This is a genomic window from Bacillus sp. EB106-08-02-XG196 (genome assembly GCF_013396335.1).
GTDB lineage: Bacteria > Bacillota > Bacilli > Bacillales > Cytobacillaceae > Neobacillus.
The window spans coordinates 48,054-67,435 of sequence record NZ_JABWSY010000015.1 but is presented as its reverse complement, the minus strand read 5'-3'; the positions used below and the strand labels follow the sequence as shown (position 1 = coordinate 67,435).

17 protein-coding genes, 1 pseudogene and 1 riboswitch are annotated in these 19,382 nt (G+C 39.9%); of the genes and pseudogenes, 17 read left to right on the top strand and 1 reads right to left on the bottom strand.

What is annotated here, in order from left to right:
* The first annotated feature begins 9 nt into the window (after window positions 1-9).
* From cobK to MLOOGBEN_RS21735, 16 genes and pseudogenes are all read left to right on the top strand, one after another.
* Window positions 10-786: a precorrin-6A reductase gene (gene cobK / locus MLOOGBEN_RS21810; RefSeq protein WP_179160386.1), complete on the top strand. Its 777-nt coding sequence runs from the start codon at window positions 10-12 to the stop codon at window positions 784-786.
* Window positions 776-1,441 (top strand): precorrin-8X methylmutase, encoded by a 666-nt coding sequence (locus MLOOGBEN_RS21805; RefSeq protein ID WP_179160469.1) that lies wholly within the window; start codon window positions 776-778, stop codon window positions 1,439-1,441. Before cobK ends, MLOOGBEN_RS21805 begins: the two co-directional genes overlap by 11 nt.
* Window positions 1,416-2,552, top strand: a complete 1,137-nt coding sequence (locus MLOOGBEN_RS21800; protein WP_179160467.1) for a cobalt-precorrin-5B (C(1))-methyltransferase — start codon at window positions 1,416-1,418, stop codon at window positions 2,550-2,552. The genes MLOOGBEN_RS21805 and MLOOGBEN_RS21800 overlap by 26 nt, the downstream gene beginning before the upstream one ends.
* Window positions 2,527-3,720, top strand: coding sequence for a precorrin-6y C5,15-methyltransferase (decarboxylating) subunit CbiE (gene cbiE, locus MLOOGBEN_RS21795; protein ID WP_179160468.1), 1,194 nt, complete (start codon window positions 2,527-2,529; stop codon window positions 3,718-3,720). The genes MLOOGBEN_RS21800 and cbiE overlap by 26 nt, the downstream gene beginning before the upstream one ends.
* Window positions 3,720-4,424 (top strand): precorrin-2 C(20)-methyltransferase, encoded by a 705-nt coding sequence (cobI, locus tag MLOOGBEN_RS21790; RefSeq protein ID WP_179160385.1) that lies wholly within the window; start codon window positions 3,720-3,722, stop codon window positions 4,422-4,424. Before cbiE ends, cobI begins: the two co-directional genes overlap by 1 nt.
* Window positions 4,424-5,206, top strand: a complete 783-nt coding sequence (gene cobM, locus MLOOGBEN_RS21785; RefSeq protein WP_179160384.1) for a precorrin-4 C(11)-methyltransferase — start codon at window positions 4,424-4,426, stop codon at window positions 5,204-5,206. The genes cobI and cobM overlap by 1 nt, the downstream gene beginning before the upstream one ends.
* The gene (locus MLOOGBEN_RS21780) at window positions 5,199-6,335 is read left to right on the top strand and encodes a cobalt-precorrin 5A hydrolase (RefSeq protein WP_179160383.1); all 1,137 of its coding nucleotides are present in this window, start codon (window positions 5,199-5,201) and stop codon (window positions 6,333-6,335) included. Before cobM ends, MLOOGBEN_RS21780 begins: the two co-directional genes overlap by 8 nt.
* The gene (locus MLOOGBEN_RS21775) at window positions 6,332-7,717 is read left to right on the top strand and encodes a cobyrinic acid a,c-diamide synthase CobB (RefSeq protein WP_179160382.1); all 1,386 of its coding nucleotides are present in this window, start codon (window positions 6,332-6,334) and stop codon (window positions 7,715-7,717) included. The genes MLOOGBEN_RS21780 and MLOOGBEN_RS21775 overlap by 4 nt, the downstream gene beginning before the upstream one ends.
* Entirely contained in the window at window positions 7,686-8,315 is a 630-nt protein-coding gene (locus tag MLOOGBEN_RS21770; protein WP_179160381.1) for a precorrin-2 dehydrogenase/sirohydrochlorin ferrochelatase family protein, read from the top strand. Before MLOOGBEN_RS21775 ends, MLOOGBEN_RS21770 begins: the two co-directional genes overlap by 32 nt.
* A complete protein-coding gene (gene cobA, locus MLOOGBEN_RS21765) occupies window positions 8,312-9,073 on the top strand; it encodes a uroporphyrinogen-III C-methyltransferase (protein ID WP_179160380.1) in 762 nt (253 codons plus the stop codon). The genes MLOOGBEN_RS21770 and cobA overlap by 4 nt, the downstream gene beginning before the upstream one ends.
* Window positions 9,067-9,621, top strand: coding sequence for a nitroreductase family protein (locus MLOOGBEN_RS21760; protein ID WP_179160379.1), 555 nt, complete (start codon window positions 9,067-9,069; stop codon window positions 9,619-9,621). The genes cobA and MLOOGBEN_RS21760 overlap by 7 nt, the downstream gene beginning before the upstream one ends.
* Window positions 9,622-9,662: 41 nt before the next feature.
* Complete coding sequence (locus MLOOGBEN_RS21755) at window positions 9,663-10,502, top strand: class I SAM-dependent methyltransferase (RefSeq protein WP_179160378.1); 840 nt, start codon at window positions 9,663-9,665, stop codon at window positions 10,500-10,502.
* A 50-nt stretch (window positions 10,503-10,552) separates the two neighbouring features.
* On the top strand, window positions 10,553-11,752 hold the full coding sequence (locus MLOOGBEN_RS21750; protein ID WP_179160377.1) for a CbiX/SirB N-terminal domain-containing protein: 1,200 nt from the start codon (window positions 10,553-10,555) through the stop codon (window positions 11,750-11,752).
* Between the two features lie 561 nt (window positions 11,753-12,313).
* A complete protein-coding gene (locus tag MLOOGBEN_RS21745) occupies window positions 12,314-13,330 on the top strand; it encodes a DnaD domain protein (protein ID WP_179160376.1) in 1,017 nt (338 codons plus the stop codon).
* Between the two features lie 317 nt (window positions 13,331-13,647).
* The gene (locus tag MLOOGBEN_RS21740) at window positions 13,648-14,259 is read left to right on the top strand and encodes a thermonuclease family protein (RefSeq protein WP_179160375.1); all 612 of its coding nucleotides are present in this window, start codon (window positions 13,648-13,650) and stop codon (window positions 14,257-14,259) included.
* 100 nt (window positions 14,260-14,359) lie between these two features.
* Window positions 14,360-14,524: pseudogene (locus tag MLOOGBEN_RS21735) on the top strand (DUF7916 family protein); the annotation flags it as partial.
* Window positions 14,525-14,704: 180 nt separating this feature from the next.
* On the opposite strand, the gene cobT reads toward MLOOGBEN_RS21735, so the two are convergent.
* Entirely contained in the window at window positions 14,705-15,754 is a 1,050-nt protein-coding gene (gene cobT, locus MLOOGBEN_RS21730) for a nicotinate-nucleotide--dimethylbenzimidazole phosphoribosyltransferase (RefSeq protein WP_179160374.1), read from the bottom strand.
* A 93-nt stretch (window positions 15,755-15,847) separates the two neighbouring features.
* Window positions 15,848-16,024, bottom strand: a riboswitch (cobalamin riboswitch).
* 642 nt (window positions 16,025-16,666) lie between these two features.
* On the opposite strand from cobT, the gene MLOOGBEN_RS21725 reads away from it, so the two are divergent.
* Window positions 16,667-19,378 carry a DUF3289 family protein gene (locus MLOOGBEN_RS21725; RefSeq protein WP_179160373.1) on the top strand — a complete coding sequence of 904 codons (2,712 nt, stop codon included), beginning with the start codon at window positions 16,667-16,669 and terminating at the stop codon, window positions 19,376-19,378.
* Window positions 19,379-19,382 lie beyond the last annotated feature (4 nt).

The window sequence follows — 19,382 nt, the reverse complement described above, 5'->3', positions numbered from 1 at the left end:
GAGGAACACATGATTTTATTTTTAGCAGGCACAAGTGATGCGAGAGCACTAGCCATTCAATTGCAAAATCAAGGCTATCCTTTATTAGCAACAGTAGTCACAGAATCTGCTGCCGAAAGTTTAAAAGCCCACCATATTCCTTATCAAGTGGGTCGGTTATCAGTGGAAGACATGATGGAGATTATTCAGAAGCAAATGATGACCAGTGTCATCGATGCCAGCCATCCATATGCGGAAGAAGCGTCGAAAACTGCAATGGTAGCAGCAAAAGCTTGTGATATTCCTTATATTCGTTATGAAAGGCCAGAAGAACAGTTTAGTTCTCCATTAATTAAAGAGGTTGAAAGCTATGAAGAGGCAGCCAAATTAGCTCAATCTCATAAAGGAACGATCATGTTAACAACTGGCAGCAAAACGTTAGAAATATTTACGAAATATTTAATGCGTGATGAAATCCGGCTTATTTGCAGAATGCTTCCAAATATAGGGAACATGGAAAAGTGCAATCAGTTAGGTATTAAACAAAAGGACATTATTGCGATCCAGGGCCCATTTTCGGAATCATTAAATAAGGCACTATGTGAGCAATACAATGTGACTCTAATGATTACAAAAGAAAGCGGCAAAGTGGGATCTGTAGATGAAAAAATGACAGCTGCTCTGCAATTAGGGATTCCTGTTATTTTAATAAAACGGCCAGCGATTGAATATGAAAATTTTTGTACTTCTTTTGAAGAAGTAACTCAACTATTGGGAGGTTTTATTCTTGGCAAACATGAACTTTAATACAAAATTTATACCCGTTACGGTAGATCCAGACAAGATTTATGATTACAGTTTCGCCATTATTAAAGAAGAAATGGGCGAACATTCATTTACTGATGAGCAATGGCTGGTGGTTCGGCGGGTGATTCACGCTTCAGCAGACTTTGAGTTAGGACGAAGCATGATTTTTACACCTGATGCCATTGAGGCGGGGGTTCAATCCATTTTAGCGGGCCGTCATGTAGTTGCGGATGTACAAATGATCGAAAGCGGTTCTGGACGGAAACGATTCCAAAAGCATGGCGGGGATTTACATTGTTATATTGCCGATGAAGATGTCTCAAAGGAAGCGAAGGCAGAAGGAACAACACGTGCGATTATTTCCATGCAAAAAGCAACGCGTTTACATGAAGGAGGGATCTATGCCATCGGCAATGCGCCAACCGCCTTGCTGGAGTTAATTCGTTTGATCAAAGAAGGTGTGGCAAAACCGGATTTAATTATTGGAATGCCAGTCGGCTTTGTATCAGCAGCAGAGTCGAAAGCGGAGTTAGCAGTGCTGGAAGGGATTCCATTTATTACGAACGTTGGGAGAAAGGGTGGCAGTACAGTGACAGTCGCTGCACTTAATGCCATTTCGATTATGGCGGATGAACGAGCAAAAGAAACGAAATAAAAAAGACCCTTCACAAATGCGCCACGGCTATACGACAGGAGCTTGTGCAACAGCGATGACAAAGGCAGCACTACAGGCTCTTGTCGTGGGAAAGGTACCTGATGAAGTCACGATTTACTTACCGGTTGGCCAGTATGCAACATTTAAAGTAACCGCATTTGAAGTATCAGAAGGCAGGGTAATGTGTGAAACGATTAAAGATGCCGGGGATGATCCTGATGCTACACACCAGGCACGAATTCAAAGTACCGTTGGTTATTCAAAAGAAAAAGGTATCCATTTAGATGGCGGGGTTGGTGTAGGGCGAGTGACAAAAGCGGGACTTCCTGTACCGGTAGGTCAAGCAGCGATAAACCCTGTACCGCGTAAAATGATATGTGGTGTTATACAAGAAGCAATTGAAAAATATAAATTGGATTGTGGAATTGAAGTGGTCATTTCCGTACCAGATGGTGAAGAGATTGCTGAAAAAACATTGAATGGACGTTTAGGCATTATTGGCGGAATTTCGATATTAGGTACACGGGGAACTGTGGTTCCATTTTCAAGTTCTGCTTATATGGCAAGTATCGTACAAGCAATCAATGTAGCAAAAGAATCAGGATGTGAGCATTTAGTCATTACAACGGGCGGACGCAGTGAAAAATATGCAATGCAGCAGTATCCTCATTTACCAGAAGAAGCATTTATCGAAATGGGCGATTTTGTCGGTTTTACGTTAAAGAATATTGCACGGAAGAAGATTCCGAGAGTCTCGTTAGTAGGGATGATGGGGAAGTTCTCAAAAGTAGCCCAAGGCGTTATGATGGTTCACTCAAAAAGCGCACCAATAAGCTTTGAGTTTTTAGCAGGCATTGCCAATAAAGTGGGTGTTGATGAGAAGACGCAGCGAGAAATTTTACAGGCGAATACGGCTTCACAGGTTGGTGAAATGCTTCAGGGAAACGAGGAATTTTTTGCAGCACTTTGCAAAAACTGCTGCTACTATGCATTGAATCATATGAATACTGACATGAAAGTGTCGACAACCTTGTATGCCATGAATGGTGACTGTTTAGGAAAGGCTGAGAATATTGACAAATTGGATGAAGATGATTGGTATAGGGGATAATGGCGCGGAAGGATTGCTCCCCCAATATACACAGTGGATCAATGAATGCGATGTACTTGTAGGCGGAGAGCGCCATTTGCAATTTTTCCCAGAATTTAAAAAAGAGAAAAAAGTTATCAAAGGTGGTTTGTCGGCGTTAACAGCTGAATTACAGCAAGAAACACAGAATGCCGTTATATTAGTGTCCGGTGATCCACTGTTTTATGGACTTGGCAGTGTACTTGCGAAGAAGCTGCCGTTAGAGATTTATCCTTATACCAGCTCGGTACAGCTCGCTTTTTCTAAAATGAAGGAAAGCTGGCAGGATGCGTATATTGTCAGCTTGCACGGCCGCTCCATTAAAGGGTTTGCACAAAGAATTGATGGGCGTAAGAAAATTGCTGTTTTAACCGATGAAACGAATTCACCGCAGGCAATTGCAAAATATTTAAAGCGTTTCGGCATGACAGAATATGATGCCTTTGTTGCTGAAAATTTACAAGGTAAAAACGAGCGCTGCCGCTCCTTCACATTGGACGAAATGGAGCAAACTTCCTTTTTTCCATTAAATGTTGTGATTTTAAAACAGCGTGAGTTAGTCGAACGCACCCCTCTTGGCATCCCGGATAATGCATTTTTTCAGCGAAAACCAGATAAAGGTTTAATTACTAAAAGAGAAATTCGAACTCTTTGTCTGCAGGAGTTAGGTCTTAAAGAAAATAGTATTGTTTGGGATATTGGGACTTGTACTGGTTCTGTAGCAATTGAAGCAGCAAAAATAGCTCGAGAAGGTGCCGTGTATGCAATTGAAAAAAATGAGGGTGACCTTGAAAACTGCCTGGAAAATCAATTAAAACATCGTACAGATTTTGTTGCAGTGCTGGGGAAGGCACCTGACCGTCTGGAAGAATTTCCAGATCCGCATGCGATTTTTATTGGCGGCAACGGTGGAAATATGGAGCATTTATTGCAAACATGTATTTCACGCTTACAGCCAAATGGACGCCTTGTTATGAATATTGCAACGATTGAAAATCTGGCAGAAGCGCTGCGGCATCTAAAAGCATTAGGCTGTGAAGTATCGATATTACAGGCACAAATTTCAAAGAGTAAACCAATCTTAAATTTAACGCGTTTTGAACCGTTAAATCCAATCTATATTGTGACAGCAAAGAAAGGAAATGAATAATGAGAATGGGAACCTTATTTGGACTAGGTGTTGGGCCGGGAGATCCAGAATTAATCACAGTAAAAGCATTTCGCAGATTGCAGGAAAGCCCGGTCATTGCTTATCCAAAAAAATTAAAGGGCAGTAAATCTTATGCCCATCGTATTGTTGAAGTGTATATTAACCCGGCAGAAAAAGAGATGCTTGGTTTAGTATTCCCCATGACAAAAGATGAAGATACACTAAGAGCTGAGTGGACAAAATCAGTGGAAGCTATTTATAGCTTTTTAGTTCAAGGAAAAGATGTAGCTTTTGTGACTGAAGGGGATCCAATGCTGTTCAGCACATTTATTCATTTAATGAACGTAATGAAATCGATGTACCCTGATGTCCCGATTGAAACGGTAGCGGGTATTTCTTCGTTTAATGGTTCTGTTAATCGCTTAGGGATTGCTTTGGCTGATGGTGATGACCATGTCGCCATGATTCCTGCTACAGAGGATATGGAAGAAATGCGCCGAGTAATTGAAAACCACGATGCGATCGTCTTTATCAAAGTAGCAAAAGTTATAGACGCAATGCTTGATCTACTGGAGGAAATGAATTTATTAGAAAAAGCACATGTCGTTACAAAAGTTACATCTGATGAAGAGGTCATTTGGAACATTAATGAACTTCGAGGTGCAGAATTAAATTACTTGTCATGTATGGTGGTGCGCAAATAATGAAGAAAATTTGGATTATCGGTGCAGGTCCGGGAGATCCGGATTTAATCACGGTGAAAGGTTTAAAGCTATTAAAAGAAGCGGATGTTGTGATGTATACTGATTCACTTGTAAGCGAAACGTTAGTAGCGGAAGCAAAGGAGTCGGCCGAAATTATCCGCACAGCAGGGATGCATCTTCAGGAAATGGTGGATTGTATTGTCGAGCGTGTTCATGCAGGTAAAAAGGTAGTACGTTTACATACAGGCGACCCGGCGATGTACGGGGCAACGATGGAGCAAGTGGCACTGCTGAAGCAGCATGAGATTAGCTATGAAGTTGTTCCAGGTGTAAGTTCTGTTTTTGCATCTGCAGCAGCAGTTGGAGCAGAATTGACGATTCCTGATTTAACCCAAACGCTTATCTTAACACGTGCTGAAGGACGAACACCAGTGCCTGAGCGTGAAAAATTACAGGCACTGGCAAGCCATCACTGTACGATTGCCATGTTTTTAAGTGCGACATTAACAAAGAAAATTACCAAAGAATTGCAGGATGCAGGCTGGACAGACGATACACCCGTTGCGGTTGTGCAGCGTGCTTCGTGGCCAGACCAAAAAATTGTGCGGACAACACTGGCTGAATTAGATGAAGCAATGCGTGTCAATGGTATTCGCAAGCATGCGATGATTCTTGCAGGCTGGGCATTAGACCCGCATATCCATGAAAAAAATTATCGTTCGAAGCTATATGACAAAACCTTTACTCATGGCTTCCGCAAAGGTGTGAAGGAGAATGATTAGTTTACGTGAAGGTGAAATTCCTGTGATAGAAAAGCGCAAACCATATGCTCTCGTTGCCATAACGAAACATGGGGTGGCACATGCAAGAAGCTACGCGGAAAAATTTCCGTATGCGGACCTTTATTATATGAAGAAATTCGAGCAGGGCGACGAAGACACACGCAAAATTCAGTTATTTGATGGGACGGTTCGCCTGCTATTGCCCGCTTTGTTCCAGCAGTATAAAGGAATCATTTGTATCATTTCCCTCGGTGCTGTCGTCCGTATGATTGCTCCGCTTTTGATTGATAAAATGAAAGATCCTGCAGTGTTAGTGGTGGATGATAAAGGTCAGTATGTCGTCAGCGTATTATCGGGGCATATTGGCGGTGCCAATGCCTTAACCCATGAATTTGCCAATGCGATTGGTGCTGCACCCGTTGTTACAACCGCGTCAGATGTTCAAAAAACGATTCCCGTGGATTTATTTGGCGCCCAATTTGGGTGGATGTGGGAGAGTGAAGAAAAATTAACACCTGTTAGTGCATCGGTTGTCAATGAAGAGCATGTTGCGATTGTGCAGGAAACGGGAGAAAAAAATTGGTGGATGTACGATCGCTCAATGCCAGACAATTTGAAAGTTTACCCTACCATAAATGAAGCGATCATGGCAAAGCCACAAGCGGCACTGCTTATTACAGATCGTTTAATTGAGGAACATGAAGATGTGCTGCTCGAGAACGGAGTTATGTATCGCCCAAAATCAATTGTACTTGGCATTGGCTGTAATCGTGGTACGGCAATGGCAGAGATTGAACAATTCATAGATGAAACATTAGCGGAGCTGTGTTTAAGTAAAAAAAGTGTCAAAGCAGTTGCGACCATCGATTTAAAGAAAAACGAAACAGGCCTGCTTGAATTAACGGCTAAACATAACTGGCCGTTTGTAACGTACACACCTGACGAGCTAAATGAAATACCGATGCAAAACCCATCGGAAACAGTTTTTAAATATACAGGTGCATATGGGGTCAGTGAGCCGGCCGCATTGCGTTATGCGAATGCGAAAGAGTTACTGCTGGAGAAAAAGAAAAGCGGAAATGTGACTATATCCATTGCACGTGTCAACTTTGAGGAGGAAGAACGATGAATCGATTTGTTCTAGCCGGCACTGGAAGCGGTGTTGGAAAAACAACGTTTACAATCGGCATCATGCGTGCGCTTATGAAGCGTGGTTTAACAGTCCAGGGCTTTAAATGCGGCCCAGATTATATTGACCCAACATATCATACTGCTGTTACACAACGCCCTTCTCGTAATATTGATAGTTTCATGATGTCCCATGAAACAGTTCGTGCCATTGTCGCTAGAGCGAGCCAAGATGCAGATGCCGCTATTATTGAAGGAGTCATGGGCTTTTATGATGGCAAATCGCCATTATCAAAAGAAGGATCTGCTGCTCATATTAGTGAGATTACAAAAAGCCCCGTCATTTTAATTGTCAATGCGGCAAGTATGGCAAGAAGTGCGGCTGCGATTGTCAAAGGATTTCAACTGTTAGATGAAAATTCAAATATTGTTGGTGTTATTGCCAATCAATTAGGAAGTAAAAGCCATTTTGAAATTGTCAAAGCAGCGATTGAACAAGAATGCGGAATTCCCGTCATTGGTTATTTGCCGAAAGGAGCAGTACCAATGATGCCAAGCCGTCATCTGGGTTTAGTGCCAGCCATTGAACGTGGTGATCTAGATTCCTATTTTGATAGTCTTGCAGAAGCGATCGAAGAAACAGTGGATATTGAACAGCTGCTGGAAATTACAAAAACACAATCATTGGACGTCACTGCATCTATTTTTGATGCAGAGCCGCAAAGTCAAGAAGTACATATTGCAGTTGCAAAGGATGCCGCTTTTAACTTCTATTATGAAGAAAATTTAGAATTACTCCGTGCATATGGTGCCACATTACATTATTTCTCTCCATTACAAAATGAGGAAGTTCCAGAAAAAGCGCAGGGGCTGTATATCGGCGGCGGTTTCCCGGAAGAATTTGCAGAAAGCTTGGCGAAAAATGAAGAAACGAAGCAATCAATAAGAGCCGCGCTTAAGCGAGGGCTGCCAACATTAGCGGAATGCGGCGGTTTTATGTATTTAACAGAGGAAATTGTGAATTGCCAAGGACAGGTATTCCCGATGCTCGGGATCATTCCAGGACGTGTACGGATGCAGGATAAATTAGCGGCACTTGGATACCGGGAAATTACAGGTGTTCCCGGCAATTTTCTAATCAATGAAGAGGAGCAGGCAAAAGGGCATGAGTTCCATTACTCAACGTATGAGGGGGAGCATACATCACCAGCTTATTTTAGTAAAGGCCGTTTTCGTGCTCAGCAGGAAGGTTATCTACATAAAAATATTGTTGCTGGCTATACACACTTTCATTTTGCTTCTAATCCACAGCTTGTGAAAAATTGGCTGACAGCATGTTTGGAGGTTAAAAATGAATTATTTCCCACTATTAATGAATATTGACTATAAAAAGGTTGTTATTGTTGGAGGCGGACATGTTGCACGTCAAAAGGTGGAGGCGCTGCTGCCAACAAATGCGCTGGTGACAGTGATAAGCCCAGCGGTAACCGAAAAATTGCAGCACTATATCAATGAAGGCCTTGTGACATGGAAAGAAAAAGCATTTGAACCTGCTGATTTAGATGATGCAGCACTGATTTTCGCCGTTACAAATGACGAAGAGGTAAACAATGCAGTGGAAGAAGGAGCCCAGCATTGGCAATTACTCAGCCGTGCGGATGCAAAAGGACGTGTTGATTTCATAAACCCAGCAGTCGTTCGCCGTGGTGATTTCGTTTTGACAGTATCGACGTCTGGAGCAAGTCCAGGTCTGACACGCCAAATAAAGATGGATTTAGAAGAGCAATTTGGAGTACGTTACGCGCAGTATGTTTCGTTTTTAAAGGATGCACGTCAGCGAATTTTACAGGTATCTTCGGGCGAGGCGAAAAAACAGCTATTAGCAGAGCTCCTGGATCCACAGTTGTTACAATGGATCGAGCAAGGTGAAAAACAAAAATGTGAAGCGTGGCTGCAGCAGCATATAGGAGAAAAACGGTGAGCGGATTTGTATATATTGTAGGAGCTGGTCCTGGTGACCCAAAACTATTGACGATTCGTGGATTAGAGTGCATTCAGCAAGCAGATGTGATTTTATATGACCGTCTGGTGAATGCTGATTTATTAAAACATGCGAAACCTGATGCCGAGCTGATTTATTGTGGAAAAGAACCAGGCAGGCATGGACTGATTCAAGATGAAATTCATCGTGTGCTAGTGGAACAAGCCAATCTTGGCAAGCAGGTTCTACGATTAAAAGGCGGTGACCCATTTGTCTTTGGACGTGGTGGAGAAGAAGCCGCAATTTTACGGCAAGCCGATATTCCATTTGAAATCGTGCCTGGCATTACAGCGGGGATTGCGGCACCTGCTTATGCAGGGATTCCTGTCACACATCGTGATCACGCTGCAAGCTTTGCGATCGTTACAGGTCATGGCCGCCCAGAAAAGGAGCAAGACTTTTTAAATTGGTCCGCGCTTGCTCAAATTGATACGGTGGCCTTTTATATGAGCATAGGCAATATCGCGCATATTTCAAAAAGCTTAATAACCTATGGCAAAAGTGAAACAACCCCTGTTGCCGTCATTGAATGGGGCACAACCAAAAACCAGCGTACGATTATTGGCAATCTCTCTACGATTGCCCAAGATATTCAAATACATCGTATCTCTAATCCATCAATGATTTTAGTTGGTGAAGTGGTTAGCTTACGTGATCAAATTGCCTGGTTTATAGAAAAGGAGCATGAATTATGTTAGAAGCATTAAAAAAACGCCGTGCGATTCGCCAATTTGAAGCACGCGAAGTGGAACGTGCCAAAATTGAGACGTTATTAGAAGCGGCAACGTATGCACCAAATGACCGTATGCGTGAGCCCTGGCATTTCTATGTATTACAGGGCGAGAGCTTAAAACGATATGAGCAGGTGGCACTCGATTATTTACAAAAACGATTCCCAACAAAACCACATTTAGTGGAAAGCTCAATGGAAGCTGTCACAAAGACACCGCTTATCATTGTGGTGACTTCTTCGATTGTCGAAGCTGATGAAGGTGCAACAAAAGATAATACCTTTGCAGTCAGCAGTGCGATTATGTCGATGTGGTTAATGGCCGAACATCTGGGTTTAGGCATGGTATGGCGTACACGCGGTGTGGGCTTAGTGCATGATACAGTATTACATGATTTTATTGGTGCCTCCGATGGAGAGCAATTGGTAGGGACGTTATGTATTGGTTATCCTGCAGAAGAAATCACTTCCGCGAAAAAGCGTACACCATTTGCTGAAAAAACAACTTGGCTATAAGGAGGTCTGTACATGGCACGACAGTTGAGGAAGATAGTTCAATGATAAAAGAATCACCTTTACAATTTGATTTTGAAAAGCTTTGGAAAGAAGGCATGTTAGATTGGTATGGCAAGATGCCGGAACGTATGGTCAATGATGAGCTGGAAGAAGCATTTTGGGCCCAGTCCATTAAGAAGAAAACATACAAGCAAACAGATGACTATGCGAAAAGAATTTTCGAAAAAATGAAACCGCATGTCCAGCAATATTCAACTTGTATTGAAATTGGGCCGGGATGGGGCAACTATACCTTCCAACTCAGTCAGGATGTCAAAAGTTTAACGTTAGTAGATGGTTCTGAAAGTGTGCTTGCCTACTTAAAACAATACTTTGAAAATGATGCACCAGTTCAGTTCGTTCATAGTAAATGGGAGGAAGCGCAAATTGAGCCGCATGATGTGGTTATTGGAGTGAACTGCTTTTACCGTATGTATGAAATCAATGCAGCGCTGAAAAAAATGAACAGGCTTGCCAAAAAGAGTGCCATCATTGGTTTAACAACAGGACCTATTCAGCCACATTACACTATTTTAGATGAGCAGTTTCGTTATGACATTAAATATCCGCGTCGTGATTATATTACCATTATCAATATGCTGTATCAGTTAGGGATTTATGCAAATTGTGAAATGATCAAGCTGGAACGTGAGTATCGTTATGATACATTGCAGCAATTATATGAAGCACAAAGCAAAAAAATCTTAACACCCCGATTTGATATGGCACATGTGAAAGCATCACTTGAACGCTTTATTGTAATGGAGGATGGCCATTATGTGTACCGTTACCCATTCTATGCAGCGATCATAAGTTGGGAGCCAGTGAAGTTAAATGACTAAGTTTCGTTCTATAAAGGGTTCATGATGAGGCAAAAGGGGGAGGTAACTTTATGACAACATGGAATTTAACGCAAATGCAGCGTCACTTACTCATTTGCAATGGGGCAACCTGTATGGGAGCAGGAGCTGAAGAGGTTACACAGCAAATTCGTGATGAAATCCGTAAAAACCGTTTGGATGAGCATATTCATACATCGCGAACACGCTGTAACGGCCGCTGTAAAGATAAATGCGTCGTAATTGATTACCCAAAAGGGACATGGTATTCGGTTCAACATGAAGAAACTGCACGTGATATTGTTCATGAAGCAGTTGAACAAGAGGCGATCATTTATTCAATGGAGCACGGTGTGCGGAAACGAAGCGAAAATCGAATGAAAGGAATTGATAAATACAAGAAAGGTAATGGACCAATGAAAAAAGCTGTATTATTTGTTGGGCATGGCAGCAGGGTGGAGGCAGGGAATATAGAAGTTCGCGAATTTGTCGGGCAAATGAAAGAATACATTGATCCAAACCTTTTAGTAGAAACATGTTTTTTAGAATTTGCATCACCAAATATTGAAGATGGGATTCAGCTGTGTGTTGAACAAGGAGCGGATGAAATCCATGTAATTCCTATCATCTTATTACATGCAGGACACTCAAAACTGCACATTCCTGCAGAAATTGAACATGCTAAAGAGCATTTCCCGGATGTTATATTTACCTATGGCCAAACGATAGGTGTTCATGAGGAAGTTTTTGAAATTTTAAAAACAAGACTTGCTGAAGCAGGTTTTGATGTGGATCAAAAGCATGAGGATACGGCCATTTTATTAATTGGACGAGGCGGCAGCGATCCATATGCTAATGGTGATTTTTATAAAATTAGCAGATTATTGTGGGAGAAATTAAATGTCCCTTTTGTTGAAAGTGCCTTTATGGGGGTAACGACGCCAACGGTGCAAGATGGGATGGAACGCTGTATTAAATTAGGCGCAAAAAAAATCATCATGCTGCCTTATTTTTTATTTACGGGAGTTTTAATGGAAAGAATGAATAAAATGGCCGAACAGTTTAAAGAGAATTATCCGCATGTATCAATTGATATTGCTCAGTATTTTGGCTATCATCCAAAGTTAAGAACGGTACTGCTAGAACGTATGAATCAGGCATTAAACGGTACTTCGACTGGAATGCAAGATTTAGAAAATTTCCGCAAATATGCCGAAGAACATGGGTATGAACATCATCATCAACATAATTAAAGGATAGTCAACCGGTTTTTCTTAGTATTATAGTTTACGTTTGCTAGAAAATTGGGAGTGGCATATCGGAATAACCAATCCCAAATTGTGGTCCATGGAAAACCGTATAAAAATATGGAAGCTTCATATCATTTTACAAAGGTAGTCTAATTTGAGACTACTTTTTGTTTTTTCTAAGAATTGAAATGAAGGTAACGCTACCCTTACTGGATAACGTCTGAATAATTTGTAACGAAGTCTTTACCATACCAATCATACCCACCCCTCCAAGTAAAGTCCTATCGTTGATTACTTGTCTACGTGCTACTATCAAAAGCTCGTTAATGAACTGCAATAAAATTTGGAATAAAACCTTAACTAAAAACACAAACAAATGGTGATTGATCTCTATTTGTGAGTGTTTTTTATTTTGGATAATAACTAGTTTATTCGATCGCAGGCACCTTGAAAATCCTTTGTCATAAAACGTTCACAAGTTTATGAAATCCATATGACCTTTTTCATCCTTTCTCTATATATAGTTTATGAAAACATTTTACGAGGAGAAAGGCAGTGTAGTGGATGGCAAAGTTTAGAAAAGTGCGGTTTGATTTTTGGATGGATCCAATGGTTTCAGAGGAGATGACACCAGAGGACAGGTACTTTTATTTATATCTTTTAACGAATCAGCGTACGACGCAAATTGGAATCTATCAGATTACGAAAAAGCAAATCGCTTTTGATATGGGATACTCGATTGAAAGTGTTCATTCGTTAATGGAACGATTTATCATGCATCACCAACTGATCCGCTACAATCCTGAAACGAGGGAGCTCGCGATAAAAAACTGGGGAGAAACTAACTTTGATAAAGCTGGGAAACCAATGATGGATTGTATTTTATCCGAATTAAAAGATGTCAAAGATATCTCATTGCTTCAATTTGTTTTGGAATCAATTAAAAAACAGGAATTCCGCAGCCTATATGAATCTTTTATGAAAAAAGAAGAGTTTATTTTCAACAAGCAAGATAGTGATCAAGATGAAAATCATACATATTTAGTTTCTGAAAATGAAGAGTTTGACGATACGTGTACGAATCGTAATACGATACGGGGACAAGAAGAAGAAAAAGAAAAAGAAAAAGATAAAGAAGAAGAAAAAGAAAAACAACAAGAAGTCTCTCAGCCAATAATAGAAAGGAATCCAAATGGTGATCTTTTCTTGCAGAATAACAAAAAACTTGTTGATGTTAAAGAAATTATTGAGTTTTGGGACAACAATGGATTTGGTTTTACAAACGTGAATGCAAAGGAGCAGCTGTTATCTTGGTTAGATGATTCTACCTTTTTACAGCCGAAAGCTGTGATTTTAAAGGCGTTGAATATTGCATGTGCCAATAATAAGCGCAGGCTGTCTTATGTGGTTGGAATCCTGAAGAATTGGGAAAATGAATCATTACTGACAGTGGAAGAAATTGATTACTATCAGGAGAACCAAAAGCCTCTATCAACCAAAAGGAAACCAACAGAGATTCCTAGCGGAAGATATATTCCACGTGGTTTTGACCTTGATATAACGGCAGGTGAAGATTGGTGAGTATAGCGGAAAGTGGCTGAAATGATTCGAAACAATGTATTAGGTATTTATAAGGTTCGAGTCTACTCACTAAAGATGAACCAGAAAGATTTTGTTTTTATCTTTGCACACAGCGAGGAAGAGGCAATCCAGTATTATACAAAAACATTTCTTCAAAGACCAAGAAACTGCCATGAACATTTACTAGATTTTCAGTTTTATAGAGGCAATGAGGTGATCTCGTTTCGGGACATGAGGAAGGAATGTGAGAGTTTTCCAGCAATCGCGGGATATTATTCACGGGGTGGTGAAGGTTTGATAGAAAAGAGGAGATACTCATGAAAAAACGGATGGGGGGTGTAGCCGTCATAACAGCAGCTACCTTTCTAGCTTTCGATCCATTATCGGCACTGAAAGAAGAAACGATAAAAGAGCACCGCCTTCAGGTGATGGAGAATCCAAAAAGTGAGGGTTTGAAGGGGAAGGACTTTGTTAGTCCAGATGATCAAGTACCAGTTACTTTAGTCGAAACTATCGATGGTGATACGATAAAAGTATGGGTAAACGGAAAAATAGAAAATGTCCGCTATTTATTGATCGATACACCGGAATCAAAAAATCCAAATATGTGTGTTCAACTCTATGCAAAAGTTGCCTCACTACGGAATAGCGAATTAGTAAAGAGTGGCAAGCTAACATTGGAATTTGAACAGAAAAACATAAAAGATTCCTACGGACGACTGTTAGCCTATGTTTATGTGGATGGGAAATCGGTTCAAGGAACGCTCCTAAAAGAGGGATATGCTAGAGTGGCTTATATCATGAAACCTCCCTATAAATACCTTGAACAATATAGGGAAGAGGAAAGAAAAGCAAAAAGGGAAAAAATCAATATTTGGAGCAGGTTGAACTTCGTGACGAATTGGGGATTTAATGGGTGTTTGCAATAAAACGAAAGATTAGTGCCAGGGACCTTTCAAAATGGGGGGGCGCCTGGCAGAGCGACCGAGCCTAGGTGGAGCAGCCGTCAAGGCTGTTCGATGGTCTGACCGCGCAATCGCTTTGAGCTCAAAGAGAGCAGGAGTCGATATTTTTCATATCGGAGATGCTGGATATTCTGGTATGGCATTACCTGAAAATATTCAAACCCTTTCAATTACAGTAAGGGTTAAAAGACACACTTATATTAGAATGGCCGTATCTGTCTTAAGATAACAAAGAGCAATTATCCCTTTCTATTATAAAAGTAAACGTCAAGTAGCCCCGAAATACTACATGGGTGGTGTTTTTCGGGGCTACTTGACGTTTACGGAGAACCTTGTGGTATGTATAAATAAATATAACTATTGAAGGGATGGAGGACAGGTTCACTGTCCCAGTTACTTCTATATACTACTATATTTCCATTCCTACGTCCTCAAAGGTAGGCATATTTTTCATCATAGAGCAGGCTGCTTCTATAATAGGGAAAGCCAAAGCAGCACCGGAACCTTCTCCTAAGCACATATCCATGTGTAACATTGGTTCGATTCCTAGCAATTCACTCGCTATTTTTCCACCTGGTTCTAGAGAAGCATGGGAGGTGATGAAATATTCCTTCGCTTTCGGTTCAATCCTTGCAGCAATTAAAGCAGATATGGTTGAAATATAGCCATCGATTACAACAGGAATTCTATTAGCTGCAGCCGCAAGCATAACACCTGCCATTCCCCCTATTTCTAGTCCGCCAATTTTGGCTAAAACATCGATTCCATCCTTACAATCTGGCTTGTTGATCTCAATCGCTTTCCTAATTACAGCTGCTTTATGCTCGATTCCTCCTGTACCTAACCCAGCACCTCTTCCAGTAATCTCTAAAGGATCACAATTTTTTAAGACGGACAAGATCGCTGTACTAGGAGTTGTGTTGCAAATTCCCATCTCACCTGTACCAAGTAAATTAACTCCTTTATTTATTTCTTCATGAGCAATTTCTATCCCAACCTCTATGGATTTTATCGCTTCCTCCCTCGTCATAGCAGGACCCTTTGCCATATTGTCTGTACCATTCTTTATTTTTTTAATAATGACACCCGCGTCACTTGGGATCTCTCCCTTTATTCCAACATCTACTGCAACAATCTTAGCTCCAGTAACTTTACCGATCACACATACTCCCGTTAATCCTTTTGCAAAATTTAACGTTTGTGCAAAAGTTACCTCCTGTGGATTACTTGTTACCCCTTCTTCATAAACTCCATGATCGCCCGCCATCACAATAACCGCTTTCTGATCAATCTCAGGATAGAGCTTTCCTGTAATCCCCGCTAATTGTATAGCAAGGCCTTCTAACTTTCCTAAGCTTTTAGGAGGCTTAATAAGACTGTCCACTCTGGCCCTTGCTTTTACTACCATTTCTTGATCCAATCCCTCAATTTTTTCAATCGTTTGTTGTAATAATTTCATTATTTTCTCCTTTCGTTTTAAGACCCTATTCAACTAAAAAAGTCTGTAGTTTATTTGATTAACAAATAAACTACAGACTTTTCCATTATCTATAAGAGCCAAAGCAGATAGGCAGGTCTCCTGGCTTAGGATCGTCACTTCATCAGGCCTTCCCAGAGATAACTCCAGTGGCATTTCTAATGAAACTTCCCATTACAGTGGTGGGACCGCTGAAGATTCTCACTCCATTCCCTATTCTCCCCAAAGGGCACCTACTACTTATATGTATTTTTCACTTAAACTTAACATAGCAAAGACCTCTCCTTAAGTCAATGGGAAGAGGAAAGTTTCTTAAAGATGATGACAGTTTGTTAGAAGAACTGTCCGTAACGTTAACCAGTTTCTTTTGTCGATTTCCTATATAGAGGGTAGAAAGGGTGGTGCATTTTTAATAGAGGTGCCTGGCACTTGTCGGAGGTGACTAAATTCGACTAGTGACACAGGTGCCTTTTTAAATCGCGGATACTTATTTTTCTATGATAATTTTCATAGAAAAGGGTAATCTGAAGTTCCATATAAAATTATACAATATAGGAAATCTTTACCTTATAATCCTAAAAAAAACAAATTAAAATTAAAATAAGTTAATTATTGGCTATGGTTAATGCTATGAACGAAAAAAATCAAAGGAGCTAGACGCACTCCAACGTGGAAAACCGTTGATAGATTAATATTTATAGAAGGAGGTGATTTAATGCCATAATATCAAGGATTTTGACAGTTTTTTCGGATGGGAAGCACTATACCGTATGCTTCGATCATTAAACCAATTAAGTTTTATATGTACCCACCATAGTAAATGCATGCAGTTTCTCTCAATATAGTTATTTTTTTTGGGGGTTAAATGAATATTTTTATAAAGGAGATTACATGTTGAAAAATAAAGGAAAAAGTATGTTGAGTTATTTATTGAGTTCTGCCATTGTTTTCGGCGGAATTGGGCAAACAGTGGCGGCCGAGGGTAATAACGATGCTAATCAAGGACAACAAAAGATATCTAGTGAGGAAAATGTAAAACAGTGGTTAAGTGAATATGAATTCTATGAGGATACCAGAGATGGATTAATCTATGACAAGGTTGCAATAAATGAATTAAAGCGTTTCGTAACAGTTATAAAAGAAAAGAATGCTAAGTTAGATGCTAATACACTAGATAATCTGAAGGTAGAATTGGTTAAGAACGGTGACTTAAAGCAAACAGAGATGAATGAACTTGAAATGTTTGAACAATTGATTAACCAATATGAACAAGCCGTTCAAGAAGAGTATATAAAAGAGGTGGCTCTTAAAAGTGATCTGCTCTTGGATATCAAACATAAGTTAACTATCTATCTATGGGGCTATGCAACAAATAACGATTTTAATGAACCAACGGAAGTATTACTAGCTGATATACTCTTTAATTTTTATTTAACGGGTAAAATTGTCAATAAAAATGCGATCGGCATCTTAAAAGATATCTCAGATCAATTGGATCAGAATGGAAATAAAATAAATGCTCATTTGAATAACGCTGTGAAAATGACTGAAAAAGCTAATGAGTTTCTTGATAAAGATCTAGGTATTCCTGCAGCAAAGTCCTATGAAAATGCATATAAACAAGTATTACACGGACTTGAAAAAGCAGGCTATACATTAAACACAGAATTCTTTGAATCTACTACTGACACGGACGGTGACACGATAACAGATGGAATAGAATTCCAAGAGGGAATGAATCCATATAAAAAGGATACAGATGGAGATGGATTAGAGGACAATATTGAATATGAGATAAAATCAACTATTTCCCCAACAAAATCTGATACAGATCAAAATGGCATCAGTGATGCAGATGAAGATAGTGATGGAGACGGCCTGAAGAATAAAGATGAGCAGGTTCATCAAACAACTTTGATTAAGAAAGATTCCGACCAAGATAGTTTAACGGACGGGTTTGAAGTACAACAGTTTGATTCATTACCTACTAAGGATGATTCAGATAGTGATGGATTAAGTGATGGAGATGAATTGGCCTTAAAGACCAATCCGAATGCTGCAGACAGTGATAATGACGGGGTCACGGATTCACAAGAACTCCACAAGCAAACGATTCGTCAATCCTTTAATCAGCCGGAAAAATCAGAGATTACTAGTGTAGAAGTTAGTTTTAATGCAACGAATAATGTGAATAAAACGACTAGAATTACAACAAACAAAGGCAATATGAAAACAGCTAATTTATACGGTCTCATTGGTTCTCCTGTAAGGATCAATACTCAATCAGAATTTGATAAAGCAAGCATTATCTTTACTTATGATGAAGCACAGCTTGGGGACACATCGGAACAAGATTTAGGCGTCATTTGGTATAATGAGGAGAAGGAAATGTTTGAAAGCCTTACCTCTGTGTTAGATACAAGTAAGAATACAATTAGTATAGAAACTACTCAGCTTAGTGAATATATGATTGTTGATAAGAAAAAATGGCTGGAGCTTTGGAATAAGGAAACGGACTCCTCCAATAAGCTTGATGTTAATAGAGATGATCCAGGTGATGGAGAGCTAGATTCAGATGGGGATGGCTTATCCGATACTTATGAAATAGAAGGAATGAAAACACCATACGGAATCATCTACACGAATCCTGGCATGAAAGATACTGACGGAGATGGATTATCCGATGGGCAAGAAATGGGTCCACTCAGAACATTCACTTTTGAGTTTTTTGGCATTACGATTCATTTTGAAGGATTCTTTCCAACCAGTTTACCTGACCAAAAAGATAGTGATGGAGATGGAATTTTTGATAATGAGGATCCAAGACCATTGACCACTGATTTATCCAATTTAGTCATATTTCAATCAGATAGACCAGAAGGCTATGATGAAAATGGAAATGTAGCGAATGATATGAAAACGGATGATTTTACAGGAGATGAAATGACGGACATTAGCTGGATGTTCCATCTTCAATTACTTGAATCACATTTCCCAGGTATACTATTTGATGAGTTCGAGATGATGTCAACAGACTTATTTTCTACGGGTGAAATGGAAGATGTGATCTTAGATATGATTGATCATTTTGAGGAGGGAACGGGTTCAGATTATAGTAATCAGACTTTAACGAAAAAAGCTAGTGAGCATGAAACAACAAAATCCTATGTTGAATTTGTTAAAAATGCTTTAGTTGATGAGCTAAAGAAAAATGGAGGCAATTTGGCAGCACTTCGGTTTGATAAAAGTACAAAAGCAACGAATAATTTTTATCAAAATATACAGGATAATGCTTCTTACCCAACGTTTAGCAGCTGGGATGATAGAATAGGCGGACTTACCATTACTGTAAATGATACATGGGGGAATAGAATATCGGTAAAAGATTTTTCAGTAGAGAACAATCACTTTAAAGGTGTCATGCATGTTCGTTTATATGATCACTTTGGGTTAGACAAGCCAGATGTGGAGAAAATGTATGTTAACTTAGCAGGATTTCGTGCTTGGTTTGTCTTACAGCATTATAATGAATATGATGGAGAATATAAACCCTTTGTTAGTTTAATGGAAATGGATATACCATTCGAGGGGGAATTGAGCAATTAAAGTT